This is a genomic window from Pelodictyon luteolum, from assembly GCF_001622165.1.
Taxonomy (GTDB): domain Bacteria; phylum Bacteroidota; class Chlorobiia; order Chlorobiales; family Chlorobiaceae; genus Chlorobium; species Chlorobium luteolum_B.
The window spans coordinates 1-13228 of sequence record NZ_LVWG01000009.1; the positions used below are offsets into that span (position 1 = coordinate 1).

Sequence of the window (13228 nt, forward strand, 5' to 3'; positions counted from 1 at the left end):
CTAGTGGTGTTTGATATCGACATGACGGCAGAGAAGCCCTGAGCGGGGGAATTATTCCCCCGGTCCCTGGGGAGTATCGACACCGTGGCTGCGGAGGAACTTCCTGATGTTGCGGGCCGCCTGGCGGATGCGCTCCTCATTCTCGATCATGGCTATCCTCACATACTCGTCCCCATAGGCACCAAAGCCGATACCGGGACTCACGGCGACCTTGCCTTCCCTCAGCAGCCGCTTCGAGAACTCAAGACTCCCCATCTCACGGAAGGGTTCGGGGATATGGGCCCATACGAACATGCTTGCCCTCGGAGTGGTAAGCGGCCAGCCTGCGTTCTCGAAACTCTTGATCATGACATCGCGGCGTTTCCGGTAGACCTCCGTAATCTCCTGCACGCAGCTCTGGTCTCCGTTCAGGGCAACGGTGGAGGCGACCTGGATCGGGGTGAAGGTGCCGTAATCGAGCCAGCTCTTTATTTTCTCGAGCGCGCCGACAAGCTTGGCGTTGCCGACCATGAACCCCATGCGCCAGCCGGCCATGTTGTAGGTCTTCGAGAGGGTGTAGCTTTCAACCGCAACATCCTTGGCTCCCGGCACCTGCAGGATTGACGGGGTGACATAGCCGTCAAAGGTTATTTCGGCGTAGGCGATGTCGCTGATAATATAGAAGCGCTCCTGGCGTGCGATATCAACCAGCTTTTCATAGAAGGAGAGATTGACGGTCGCTGTCGTCGGGTTGTTGGGAAAGTTGACAACCAGGTACTTCGGCTTCGGGGTCGACTCCCTGAGGGCGGTTTCCACGTTGCGGAAGAAAGCATCCTCGTCAAGGGTGAAATCCTCGTTCAGCTCCAGCTTCATGCGATGTACGTTGCCACCGGCCAGAATGAACGCCTGGGAATGGATCGGGTAGCAGGGATCGGGCACCATGGCAAGGTCGCCGGGGTTGGTGATGGCCTGCACAAGATGGACATACCCCTCTTTCGAGCCCATGGTCACGACAACCTCACGGTCAAGGTCGAGATCAACGTTGTATTTCCTCTGGTACCAGTTTGCCACTGCGCCGCGCAGCTTGTAGATCCCTTTCGACACCGAGTAGCCGTGGGTTCTCGGGCGGTTGATGCTTTCAATCAGCTTGTCGACAATATGCTGCGGGGTCGGGCCGTCCGGGTTGCCCATCGAAAAATCGATCACATCCTCCCCTGCCCTCCGTTCAGCCATTTTCAGTTCATTGACGGCGGCAAAGACATATTTTGGAAGGCGCTTGATCCTGTCAAACTCGATTTCATCAAACATGGGCGGTGTCCGGAAGAGTGAATGGGTCACTTGGAAGTGGATGTTCAGCAATCATAAGCAAAAAGCGGCTGAAATCAATACGTCGCCCGTATTTATTTAGCTGCTTCAACTGCTCCGGGGCTTACAACTGCCGGAAGCTCGGAAGTGCATGCCGGACAGCGTGACGCCTTTTCATGCACCTGCGTCAGGCAGAATGGACATGTCTTCCTGGATGGCGGAGCAGGTGCGGCTGCCTCTTTCTGCCGAAGCCGGTTGATTGCCTTCACGAGAAGGAAAACAGAAAAGGCCATGATCGTGAAGCTGACAACGGCGTTGAGGAAGAGACCGTAATTGAGGGTGACGGCCCCGGCAGCCCTGGCATTGGCAAGCGCCGCATAGGGACCCGGCTCAATACCCTCCTTCATGACGACATACAGGTTGCTGAAATCAACTCCCCCCGTAAGGAGACCGAGCGGCGGCATCATGACTTCGGATACCAATGTATTGACAATCGAGCCGAACGCTCCGCCGACGATGATACCCACCGCCATGTCGACCACGTTGCCCTTCAGTGCAAACTCTTTGAACTCTTTCAGCATAGTACTGCCCCCTCTCATATCTGGTTCATATGGTCATGCTGAGCCGGCACGGCGCACCCGGCACCAGAGATTAACATCACCATAAAAGGTACAGCTCCGGAAACTGAAATCATCCTACAACATGGTATTTTCTGAATATTTGATTACTATGCTATGTTTTCGCCCTTTCCGAGCCCGCATCTTGAACCCAACGCCATATCCACTTCGTGCAAGAACAAAAGAGACTTGAAGGCGAACGCCTGAAGCAGGAGATCACCGAGGTGACCGGCAATGCGTTCAACAGCTGTTATCAGTGCGGGAAATGCACGGCAGGCTGCCCTGCCGGAAACCTTATGGACAACCCTCCCACCCGGATCATGCGCCTTGTGCAGGCCGGCATGGTCGAGGAGGCGCTCAGAAGCGACGCACTCTGGTACTGCGTCGGGTGCATGACATGCACCTCCCGCTGCCCGCAGAACATGGACATTGCAGGCACCATGGACGCCCTGCGCTCCATCGCCCTCAGAACCGGAATGGTTTCAGACGACAAAGCAAAAAAGCTGGTGACAGCATTCCATGTCTCGTTCCTGAACAACGTCAAAAAGCACGGACGGCTTCAGGAACTCTCCCTCGTCCAGAGCTACAAACTCCGCACCCGCAGCTTCCTTCAGGACGCCGGAGCCGGCATCACCATGATCAAGGAAGGCAAGATCAATCCGCTCCATGCCCTTACAGGCAAAGAGGACGTCAAAGGAAAACAGGAGATTGCGGCAATATTCGCCGCTTCCGAAAAACAGGATCTCCACCATGCAGCGACGCGGAAACCTAAAAAAAACACGTTCACTGCAGGGACCCCGATTGCAATAGCCCCCGGCTCGACCATCGGCTACTATCCCGGATGCTCACTCAGCGGAACCGCGAAGGAGTATGACATCTCCGTCAGGAAGATGTGCTCGCTTCTCGGCCTGAAGCTGAAGGAAATCCCCGACTGGAACTGCTGCGGCGCCACCTCTGCACATGCCACCAACCACAAGCTCTCCCTCCTGCTTCCTGCACGCAACCAGGCGTTGGCAGACCGGGAGGGGATGGAGTTGGTACTTGCTCCCTGTGCGGCATGCCAGAACCGCCAGGTCATGGCACGCCGTGCCCTCATGGAAGATCCGGAGCTCCGCCGTGAACTGAAGGAGACGACCGGCATGGAGGCGACAGGAAAGGCGCAGTTCATCGGTGTGACACAGCTCCTTGAAGCCCTCGGTTCGGAAGAGATCGCCAAACATGTGACAAAACCGCTGACATCCCTTACCCTGGCCTGTTACTACGGCTGCCTGCTCGTCAGACCTTTTGATGCCATGCAGTTCGACGACCCCGAAAACCCGATGAAAATGGAGGCTGTCCTCCAGACTCTCGGAGCCTCCACCGTCGACTGGGCCTTCAAGATCGAGTGCTGCGGTGCTGGCCTCACACTGGCCCAGCAGGGCATGGTGGAGGACCTCACGCACAACATCGCAAGGAATGCACAGGCGAACGGGGCCGAAGCCTATGCGGTCGCCTGCCCGCTCTGCCACGCCAACCTCGACATGCGCCAGGAAGGAATGAGAAAGCGCTACGGGGACATCAAACAGATGCCGGTGTACTATATTTCCGAACTGGTAGCCATCGCCTGCGGTGCAGATCCCCTAGAGGTAGCCGTCGGCAAGCATTTTGTCCCCGCACTGGACATGGTCTCACACAGATAACACCCCAAAGAGAAAAGCGCATTAAAAACCGCCTCTCAATGCAGAGCTGCACCTCGCAGGTGTAAAGAGGGGCGCGCGCAACAGAATTTCAAGGGAGCCCGCTGCAAGGGAGCAGCAGCAACTCCGGACCAAAACCGAGACGATCAATGGCTAAAATAGGAGTCTTCGTCTGCCACTGCGGCGAAAACATCGCCGCCAAGGTAGACTGCACCAAGCTCAAGGCAGCAATGGAAAGCCATCCCGGCGTTTCCATTGCGACCGAGTACAAGTATTTCTGCTCCGACCCCGGCCAGGAGAGCATCAAGAAAGCGATCGTCGAGCAAGGGCTCACGGGCGTCATCGTCGCCGCCTGTTCGCCCCGCATGCATGAAGCAACATTCCGTAAGGCCTGTGCGGCAGCAGGACTCAACCCCTACCTCTGCGAAATCGCAAACATCAGGGAACAGTGCTCATGGGTCCACAGCGATGGAGATGAAGCAACAGAGAAGGCAATCGAGATCACCCGTTCGCTTGTCGAAAAGGTAAAGCGGAACAATGAGCTGCAGCCCATTCTGGTGCCGGTCACAAAACGCGCACTCGTCATCGGAGGCGGCATTGCAGGCATCCAGGCGGCCCTTGACATCGCCAATGCCGGCGGAGAGGTCGTGCTGGTGGAGCGGGAAGCCTCGCTTGGCGGTCACATGGCCCAGCTCTCTGAAACCTTCCCCACCCTTGACTGCTCGCAGTGCATCATGACGCCACGCATGGTCGAGGCGGCGCAGCACCCGAACATCCGCCTTCTCACCTATGCAGAAATCGAAAAGGTCGAGGGCTTCATAGGGAACTTCCATGTCAGGGTCAAAATGAAGGCCCGCTACGTCGACATGCAAGCCTGTACCGGGTGCGGGGACTGCATCCAGAAATGCCCCCAGAAGAAGATTTCCGGGGAGTTCGACTGCGGGCTGGCGAACCGGCCCGCCATCTACACGCCGTTCGCACAGGCCGTACCGAACAAGCCTGTCATCGACAGCCGGCACTGCACCTACTTCAAAAACGGCAAGTGCAAGGTCTGCGTGAAAGTATGCCAGACCAATGCCATCAATTTCGACATGCAGGACGAGTATCTGGATCTGGAAATAGGCGCAATCGTGGTTGCGACCGGGTTCCAGATCCAGGACACCTCGCTTTACGGAGAATACGGTTACGGACGCTATCCCGATGTGGTGACAGGTCTGCAGTTCGAGCGGCTCGCTTCGGCAAGCGGCCCCACCGGCGGCAGGATAGCCCGACCCTCTGATGGAAAAGAGCCTGAAACCGTCGTATTCATCCAGTGCGCCGGGTCGCGGGATCCGTCGAAGGGCGTAAGCTACTGCTCGAAGATCTGCTGCATGTACACGGCCAAACATGCCATGCTGTATGCGCATAAAAACCACCACGGCACGAGCCGGGTCTTCTATATGGACATCCGGGCCGCAGGCAAGGGATATGACGAGTTCACCCGGCGCGCCATCGAGGAAGACGGTGCAGGCTATATCCGCGGAAGGGTCAGCAAGCTGTGGCAGGAAAACGGAAAGCTGATGGTCCGAGGCGTCGACACCCTGCTCGGCAAACCCGTTGAGGTACCGGCTGACATGGTGGTGCTGGCCACCGCCATGGTTCCGCAGCCCGATGCCAAAGAGTTTGCCAAAACGCTCGGTATCGGCTGTGACGAATACGGGTTCTTCAACGAGGCCCACATGAAGCTCCGCCCTGTCGAGACCGCGACTGCAGGTATATTCCTTGCCGGAGCCTGCCAGTCGCCAAAGGACATCCCGGACTCCGTCGCCCAGGCCTCGGCAGCGGCAAGCAAGGTACTGGCGCTCTTCAGCCGTGAAAAGCTGGAACGGGAGCCCATCATCGCCATGAACAACGAGGCAACCTGTTCGGGCTGCTGGGGCTGCGTACTCGCCTGCCCCTACAACGCCATCGAAAAAAAGGACATCACCGACCGTGCAGGCAACCTCATCCGGCGCGTAGCCTCCGTCAACCCCGGTCTCTGCCAGGGATGCGGCACCTGCGTCACCTTCTGCCGATCGAACAGCATTGATCTGGCAGGGTTTACAGAAAAACAGATATTTGCAGCGGTGATGGGGCTCTAATGCCCCCGCCCTGAAACCAGAGCAGGAGATACCACCGATGAGTGAAGTGTTCGAGCCGAAAATCGTTGCATTCGTCTGCACCTACTGCACCTATGCAGGGGCAGACCTGGCCGGCACAAGCAGGCTGAAATACCCGTCCAACGTCCGCATCGTCCGTCTGCCGTGCACCGGACGGATCAGTCCGATGTTCATTCTGAAGGCCCTGCAGAAGGGTGCCGACGGGGTGCTGGTGAGCGGCTGCCACCCCGGAGACTGCCATTTCGACCACGGCAACTACCACGCCCGCCGTCGCTGGACCGTCTTCAACTCACTCCTGCAGTTTGCCGGCGTGCCCGAAGAACGTGTGAAATTCTCCTGGATCAGTGCCGCCGAGGGTATCAAGTTCGCCGAACTGATCAGGGAGATTACCGAGGACATCAGAAAAATCGGACCCTTTGAAGAGTACCATAAACTTATTGCCGAAACCGGCAGCGCAGCTCCATTATAATCCACCCTCTTCATGAGCATACAGGAACACTACCGGTCCCGTGCAAAAGAACTGCTGAGTTCGGGAACCGTCAAAATGGTCATCGGTTACGGTACGGGATCAACCCCGGACCGCCGACGCCCCGTTTTCATCACCAGCCCGGATGAAACGGACCGGCTTGTGCTCGACAAGGCCTGCCGCACAAACCTTTCGGGCTATCTGCTTCGCGAGGGACTCCTCAGCGACCAGAAACAGGTGGCCGTCTTTTTCAATCTGGACGGCGTGCGGTCGCTCAACATCCTTGCCGCGGAGTCGCAGCTCGAAACCGCTCAGGTACTGGTGCTGGGGTTCAGGATTGAGGGTGAGGAAGTAACAGCACTTCAGGGCGAGAGAGCCGCTGATTTTAAATCACTCATTGCCGCAGCGAAGGAACAGCGCAAGAGTCAGCCGCCGCATGAACTGCAGGAGAAGCTCGAAGCGATGACGCCTAAAGAGCGGTTCAGTTTCTGGGAAGCGGAATTTTCCCGCTGCATCAAATGCTACGCATGCCGCCAGGCCTGCCCGATGTGCTGGTGCCGCCGCTGTGTGGTCGACAACAACCAGCCGCAGTGGGTCAACACCTCATCCCACACCCTCGGCAACCTTGAATGGAACCTCCTCCGGGCATTCCATCTTGCAGGGCGGTGCGTCGAATGCGGCAACTGCAGCCGGGCATGCCCGGCCGACATCCCGCTGCACCTCCTCAACCGCAGGATGAGCGATGAGGTCCAGGGATCGTTCGACCACTATCCCGGCATGGACGAAGCGCAGGAGCCGGTGCTCGCCAGCTTCAGAAAAGACGATCCCGAGACTTTCATTCTTTAACTGAACACAAGAGATGGCCACACTACTTTATTCCGCGAGCCTCAACGACTGCATCGCCAGGTGGCGGGAGGACGGCCTTATGGTCTTCGGGCCTTCAACTGCCGGGGGGGTCTCGGGGTTTCGGGAAGTCGAAGACGCCGGGTCGCTCGACCTCGACCTGGTCCTTACCCGAAGCACCCTGAAAGAGCTCTTCTTCCCGCGCACTGAACCGATGCTTGGATACCGGATAGGAAAACAGCAGATCGAAACAGAGGAGTTCATCCCGCCGGAGGGCCGAAGGATCATTTTCGGGGTCCGTCCATGCGATGCTGCAGGAATGCAGGTCGACGACGCCCTCTTCGACTGGGACTACCACGATGCGTACTGGTTCCGACGCCGTGACAGCTCCGTCATCTTCAGCATTGCATGCACACACTCAGACGCTTTCTGCATGTGCACCTCGCTCGGACTTGCGCCCGACAGCACGAAAGGATCCGACGTGCTGCTCCGCCCTCTTGCCGCCGGTAACGGCTGGAAGGTCGAGGCACTCACCGAACGCGGAGAGAACGCCCTTTCCTCCATTTCCTCACTCTTGAAAGAAGGCGGCGACGCACCGGCCCCCCTCACCGATGTCCCGGTGAAGTTCGACCTTGAGGCATGCAGGCGGTGGCTTGCCGACCCGGAAAACTTCGAAAGCCGGTTCTGGAAAGAGATCTCGGAACGATGCATCGGCTGTGGATCCTGCACCTACCTCTGCCCCACCTGCCACTGCTTCGACATCCAGGACGAGGGAGACACCTACCAGGGCGTGAGGCGCAAGAACTGGGACAGCTGCTCGTTTTCTCTTTTCACCATGCATACCTCCGGCCACAACCCGCGGGCGACACAGTCTGCCCGGTGGAGGCAGCGCATCATGCACAAGTTCAATTACTTCTCCCTTAAATTCAACGTCAACAGCTGTACCGGCTGCGGACGATGCACCCGTGAGTGCCCGGTCGACATGGGCGTAACGGAAACTTTACAAGCGATATCAACACTACAGCGGTGACTGCACACAACACGACATCAGGGGAAAACATCTACCGTCCGGCCGTCATGAACATCGTCGCCACCCGCGACGAGGCACCCGGCGTAAGGACCATGCGGCTTGAGTTCCAAGACCCGCTTGAACTCGAAAAGTTCAAGCAGGCATACCGCACCGGCATGTTCGGCCTTTACGGCATCTACGGCGAGGGGGAAAGCACCTTCTGCGTCGCAAGCCCCGAGACCCGGAACGACTATATTGAATGCACGTTCCGCAAATCAGGCCGGGTCACCGCAGCACTCGCATCCGCTGAGATCGGAGACCTCATGACATTCCGCGGGCCGTATGGCAACCGCTTTCCGATTGAAGAGTTCCACGGTAAAAACCTTCTCTTCATTGCCGGAGGCATAGCTCTCCCCCCTACCCGCAGTGTCATATGGTCGTGCCTCGACCAACGTGACAAGTTCGGAAAAATCACCATCGTCTACGGTGCAAGAACTGTTGCCGACCTTGTCTACAAGCAGGAACTCGAAGAGTGGGAAAAGCGGGATGACGTTGAACTGGTCCTTACGGTCGATCCGGGCGGGGAGACACCCGACTGGAAACACCGTGTAGGGTTCGTGCCGACGATCCTCGAAGAGGCGGCACCCGCGGCCGGCAACTGCGTTGCCGTGCTCTGCGGACCGCCCATCATGATCAAGTTCACGCTGGCGTCCCTGAAGAAACTCGGTTTTGAGGAGGAGAACGTCTATACGACGCTGGAAAACCGTATGAAATGCGGCATCGGCAAGTGCGGTCGCTGCAATGTGGGTTCGGTCTATGTCTGCAAGGAGGGCCCTGTCTTTACCGCTGCCGAAGTGTCCGCCATGCCTCAGGCCGACCTGTAGGCAGCCGTCTCTTTCCGATTCAGTCGAGAATGACCCGGAAGAACCTCTCCGGACGATGGAAGTCCGGAGGTTCGGGTGCTTCGTTCCACCAGGGAAGAAGCCCGAGCGAACCCTCTGCACCGCAAGCACAGCACTGGAGCGGCAGCACACCTCCGCCACCCTTCTCAGGCTCGATGAACGGGCCGAGCACCCCGTACGTGAAGGTCATCCCGAAGCGCCCTTCCTCGAACTCCACCACAACTCCATTTCTCCATAGCTTTCCTGACGGCCGCAGATGGCCCGCAGCCCGACGGCGCAGACCCTCAAAGCGGATTGCAAGCCAGAGGCCGGAAGGTCCCGCCTCGAATTCCAGATAGGGGCCATTGCCGCCGCCAATGAACAGCTCTGAGGCTCCATACTCCCAGAGCCTGTCCATGAAGCCATCCGCATCCGGCCCATGCTCCGGCGGTACCATGAACCCTGCAGGCAGCGGAGAGGACGTGCTCCAGCGGATGAACGGCCGGTCGCATTCAATTGCGGCAAGGCTGAGCGGCATCAGCTGCTCCAGACGCACCTCCACCCCGGAAGGAAACTCCATCTCCCGGCCGGAGTAACCCGTCATGGGTCCCCGGAGAAGCACCCTTGGAAAGAAGTTTGAGGGGATTCCTCCTGCTTCAGGCGTACCGGGACCATCAAGAATACCAGCCCAGCCATAGTCCGGATCATCCCGGTCGACGACAGAAGACACCCCGCACCGATCAAGCAGCTTTAAGGGGAACCGGCCGATGCATTCAAGCTCAAGCTGAAGCTGTATCCCCTCATGCTCAAACGCAGCGGCCCTCATCCGTCCTGCAAGGCGAAGGACATCAGCGGCACTGGCTTCGATTTCATTGAAAATGAAGTTGGCATGGTGCAGGCTGACAACCGCCCCTCCCTCCCTGGCGCCCTTGAAACCGAGCTCTTCAAATATCCTGCCGCAGGGGCGGCCGGCATCGTAATTGTTCCTGAACACCGAGCCGCAGCTGGGGTGGTCAAAGTGATGTTTCTGAAGCCGCTCATCGAGATGGCCGTTCATCCGGGCCTCGATCTCCTCCTGCGTGCCGAATCCCCCGAACCGGAGCAGGACTCCGAGCACGATGCCCGGCCTGTGCATGAGAGAGGTATCTTTATAGCCATGAAAAACCTCTTCGGGCTGAAGCATAAAGAGGGTCCCGTCAAGTGAGAGGACGAAAACACCGGCCGTCACCGCCGATATTTCGCCACCGAAACAGCGGGCGTTCATCCTCACCGTTCCGCCGATACGGCCGGGAAGACGGTAGAGCCACTCTCCCCCGCTGATGCCCTGGCGGAGCAGTTCCAGAGCCACAGCGGTGTTCTCGGCACCCGCCTCCACAAAGAGCTCGAGAGGAGCGGTGCGCGAGATGCGCTGCATTGCCTCAAGGGAAAGAACGGTCCCCTGAAAATCATCATCAGAGAACAGCGTGTTGCTGCCGCTGCCGAGGACGGCAAGCGGTAGGCCCTCTGTCCGGTTCCAGCGGACGAGGTCGGCACATTCGGCCGGCGAGGAGGGAAACGCAATGAACCGGGCCCTGCCCCCGATCCCGTAGTACGCTCTGGAGTGCAGCGGAACATCGGCTTCATACCGGCATGGAGGAGTGGAGTGGCTCATCGCTGGAGGATAGGTTGACATGATCGGGGCGCATTCAGGCACAGGCGGTACATGAACAGTAACATACAAAGCGGGAGCGGGTTTCTCAAGGCTCCCGCCTGCTCATTTCAGAAAAGCCCCAGCCCGGCACTTCCGCCTATGGCCCCGGCACGGTCGAGTGGTAGACGACAGCATCGTTTTCGCTTGTGGCATTCAATATCCGCCGTGCCTCTTCAGCTTCATCGGCCGTTCCTTCCGCCACCAGAAGGAAATGACCATCCCGGAGTGCGGCTTCATACCGGTTCGTGCACTCCTTCGGAATGCCGATACTGAAGAGCGCCGCACCGATTGCGCTGAGCCCGCCGACCACAAGCTCCCGCTCAAGGGCAGCAAGAATCAGTTCCACTATGGGACCGAACAGCATCACATGGCCGATGCCGGGCACAAAAAAAGAGGCTGAAGAGGAAAACTGTCGGGAAAGACCCTGCCAGAAGGCTTCGAGCTTCCCGCACGCCCTCAGCTTCTCACCGGTACGGTAAAAACCCGAAACATGCCCCCCAAGAGGGGAATCCATGCCGATAAGTGAAAGCCTTGCAAGATTGAATCCGGATGATCGCAGCTCTTCAATGGCCTTTTCAGCCGCGAGATGCTCAAGGAACACCCCCGTCGTCACATTTCTCCTCTCCATTCCATTCCTCCCTCATGCTCTGCACGTTAGACAAGCTACAGCGACAATAGATAGGGGGGAATACATAGGGGGAAAATACACTTCAACAGTACAACATATCATGAGCCGGATGCCATTCATGGCCCGGCTCCCTCTTTTTCACCCTTCACCAGCACACGCTCTTCAATCGGCAGGAACGACTTTTCGCCGGGCCAATGCCTGACACTGCCGTAAACCAGCTGTGAGAGGAGACGCCATGAAGGCGGGAGGCACCATTCACGCTGCACCGCTTCATCTATAAGCGGATTGTAATGCTGGAGCGATGCGCCGCATCCTTCATCCTCAAGCGCGGTCCATACGATGTACTGCGCCATGCCCGAAGTCTGCAGCGAAAAGAGGGGGAACTGTTGAGCATAAAGAGGATAGCTGGTGCGGAGGCCATCGATCACGGTCTGGTCCTCAAAAAACATCACGGTTCCCGCACCGGCACGGAACCCTGCGATTTTTTCCTCAGTCGCCGAAAAAGACTCATCGGGAACAACCCCGCGCAGGATTTCGAGAACAATGTCCCAGAGCCTCCGGTGTGCATCAGGCTTCAGAACCACGGCGCGAGAACTCTGCGAGTTGAAGGTTGAGGGGGTATGGAGTATGGCGTGCTGGACAATCGCTACGACCCGGTCGTGTTCAACCGCCACGTCAGCACCGATGTCATAGACCGATCGGCGGTGGCGGACGGCCTCAAGGAAATCCCGATTCATGCTCATTGCTCTCCCGGTGGCTTCTGGTGAAAAAAACTTAACTAATGAAAAAACATGAACGCATGAAACGCCCCTCCCGTTCCGGAATCTCGGGCAGGTGCCGTTGATTGTGTATATTCAGAATAAAAGAACGACCCGCACCATACACCATACAACCAGCTACAGGAACACATGCACAGCTTGAAAGCACTCCTCCTCCCATTGCTTGCAGTCCCCCTGCTCTCGGCATCGGTGCCGGACGCCGGTAACAACATCGAAAGAGGATCCCTTCGGGTAAAGGTCATGGACCTCTCCAGCACAGAGGGCATTATCGGAGCAGCCCTTTACACGTCAAAACAGGGCTTCCCCGACAAACCCGAGCGGGCCTATCTCTCCAAAGCAATGAAGCTGCAGGGTGCGTCCCCTGTCTTTGAATTCAGGAACATCCCTTACGGCACCTACGCCGTAAGCATCCTGCACGATGAAAACGGCAACGGGAAAATGGACAAGACCTTCATCGGCATCCCCAAGGAAGGGTTCGGGGTCTCTAACAATCCTCCCATCGGATACGGTCCCCCGAGTTTCAAGGAGGCCCGCTTCGAGATTACAGGAAAAGAAGTTGAAGTGAGGGTCGCTATGAACTATCTTGAGAAAATGACAGGTTCAAAGAACAGCAGCAACGCACATAACGGCAGCATACAGCAAAAGGACCACAGATGAAACGGAACAACACGTCCCTCTTCATGCTTCTCGTATCGGGATCCTTCCTCCTCGGATGCAATCCCACCGTCAGGGTCGAAGCCCCCGACAAGCCGATCGTAATCAACATGAACATCAAAATCGATCATGAAATCCGCGTCAAGGTCGACAGGGAGCTCGACTCGCTGCTTGACAACAAACAGGGACTATTCTAAACCGGAGAACCAGCACGATGAAAAAGAAATCGATTTTCTCTCTCGCCATCCTCTCTTGTATGATGATGCTGATGGCACTGGCCGCACCAGCTTCGGCACTTGACCTTGATACGGCACGCTCCAGCGGGCTTGCCGGAGAAGTCGACAACGGCCTGCTGGCCGTGCCCCCAGGCGCACCAGGGGATGCAGCCGCCCTCATCATAAACATCAACAACCAGCGCAGGGCCGAATACGCACGGGTTGCGGCCCAGAACAACCTTGCGCTCGATGTCGTCGGCTCAATGATGTTCCAGAAGATCTACAGCCGGCTTCCGGAAGGCACATGGATCCAGATAAAGGGCGAATGGAAGAAAAAAACACCCTGAC

The 13228-nt window shown here is 57.7% G+C and carries 14 protein-coding genes; 9 read left to right on the forward strand and 5 right to left on the reverse strand.

Annotated features, from left to right (window positions below; all coding sequences use genetic code 11):
* Positions 1–51: 51 nt before the first annotated feature.
* Both A3K90_RS00670 and mscL read right to left on the reverse strand, forming a co-directional pair.
* Positions 52–1287, reverse strand: coding sequence for an LL-diaminopimelate aminotransferase (locus A3K90_RS00670; RefSeq protein ID WP_303680731.1), 1236 nt, complete (start codon positions 1285–1287; stop codon positions 52–54).
* Between the two features lie 92 nt (positions 1288–1379).
* Positions 1380–1865: a large-conductance mechanosensitive channel protein MscL gene (gene mscL, locus A3K90_RS00675; protein ID WP_303680689.1), complete on the reverse strand. Its 486-nt coding sequence runs from the start codon at positions 1863–1865 to the stop codon at positions 1380–1382.
* A gap of 206 nt (positions 1866–2071) precedes the next feature.
* Between mscL and A3K90_RS00680 the strand changes: the two genes are divergently transcribed.
* The 6 genes from A3K90_RS00680 to A3K90_RS00705 all read left to right on the forward strand — a co-directional run bounded on the left by A3K90_RS00680 (position 2072) and on the right by A3K90_RS00705 (position 8917).
* Positions 2072–3580: a heterodisulfide reductase-related iron-sulfur binding cluster gene (locus A3K90_RS00680; RefSeq protein ID WP_303680690.1), complete on the forward strand. Its 1509-nt coding sequence runs from the start codon at positions 2072–2074 to the stop codon at positions 3578–3580.
* Positions 3581–3726: 146 nt separating this feature from the next.
* Complete coding sequence (locus A3K90_RS00685) at positions 3727–5697, forward strand: CoB--CoM heterodisulfide reductase iron-sulfur subunit A family protein (protein WP_303680691.1); 1971 nt, start codon at positions 3727–3729, stop codon at positions 5695–5697.
* 37 nt (positions 5698–5734) lie between these two features.
* Entirely contained in the window at positions 5735–6184 is a 450-nt protein-coding gene (locus A3K90_RS00690) for a hydrogenase iron-sulfur subunit (protein WP_303680692.1), read from the forward strand.
* 12 nt (positions 6185–6196) lie between these two features.
* On the forward strand, positions 6197–7027 hold the full coding sequence (locus A3K90_RS00695) for a 4Fe-4S dicluster domain-containing protein (RefSeq protein ID WP_303680693.1): 831 nt from the start codon (positions 6197–6199) through the stop codon (positions 7025–7027).
* A gap of 13 nt (positions 7028–7040) precedes the next feature.
* Positions 7041–8054 (forward strand): 4Fe-4S dicluster domain-containing protein, encoded by a 1014-nt coding sequence (locus A3K90_RS00700; protein ID WP_303680694.1) that lies wholly within the window; start codon positions 7041–7043, stop codon positions 8052–8054.
* Between the two features lie 47 nt (positions 8055–8101).
* Positions 8102–8917, forward strand: coding sequence for an FAD/NAD(P)-binding protein (locus A3K90_RS00705; protein ID WP_303680733.1), 816 nt, complete (start codon positions 8102–8104; stop codon positions 8915–8917).
* 19 nt (positions 8918–8936) lie between these two features.
* On the opposite strand, the gene murB is transcribed toward A3K90_RS00705, so the two are convergent.
* The 3 genes from murB to A3K90_RS00720 all read right to left on the reverse strand — a co-directional run bounded on the left by murB (position 8937) and on the right by A3K90_RS00720 (position 11975).
* Positions 8937–10586: a UDP-N-acetylmuramate dehydrogenase gene (murB, locus tag A3K90_RS00710; protein ID WP_303680695.1), complete on the reverse strand. Its 1650-nt coding sequence runs from the start codon at positions 10584–10586 to the stop codon at positions 8937–8939.
* A 115-nt stretch (positions 10587–10701) separates the two neighbouring features.
* Positions 10702–11232: a hypothetical protein gene (locus A3K90_RS00715; RefSeq protein ID WP_303680696.1), complete on the reverse strand. Its 531-nt coding sequence runs from the start codon at positions 11230–11232 to the stop codon at positions 10702–10704.
* A 116-nt stretch (positions 11233–11348) separates the two neighbouring features.
* Complete coding sequence (locus tag A3K90_RS00720; protein ID WP_369690396.1) at positions 11349–11975, reverse strand: nitroreductase family protein; 627 nt, start codon at positions 11973–11975, stop codon at positions 11349–11351.
* 165 nt (positions 11976–12140) lie between these two features.
* Here A3K90_RS00720 and A3K90_RS00725 point away from each other — a divergent pair, with 165 nt between their 5' ends.
* Genes A3K90_RS00725 through A3K90_RS00735 form a run of 3 tightly spaced genes read left to right on the forward strand, consistent with a single transcriptional unit; the run spans position 12141 to position 13227 of the window.
* On the forward strand, positions 12141–12668 hold the full coding sequence (locus tag A3K90_RS00725) for a DUF2141 domain-containing protein (RefSeq protein WP_303680698.1): 528 nt from the start codon (positions 12141–12143) through the stop codon (positions 12666–12668).
* The gene (locus A3K90_RS00730; protein WP_303680699.1) at positions 12665–12862 is read left to right on the forward strand and encodes a YnbE family lipoprotein; all 198 of its coding nucleotides are present in this window, start codon (positions 12665–12667) and stop codon (positions 12860–12862) included. The genes A3K90_RS00725 and A3K90_RS00730 overlap by 4 nt, the downstream gene beginning before the upstream one ends.
* Before the next feature lie 17 nt (positions 12863–12879).
* Complete coding sequence (locus A3K90_RS00735) at positions 12880–13227, forward strand: YdbL family protein (RefSeq protein ID WP_303680700.1); 348 nt, start codon at positions 12880–12882, stop codon at positions 13225–13227.
* Position 13228 lies beyond the last annotated feature (1 nt).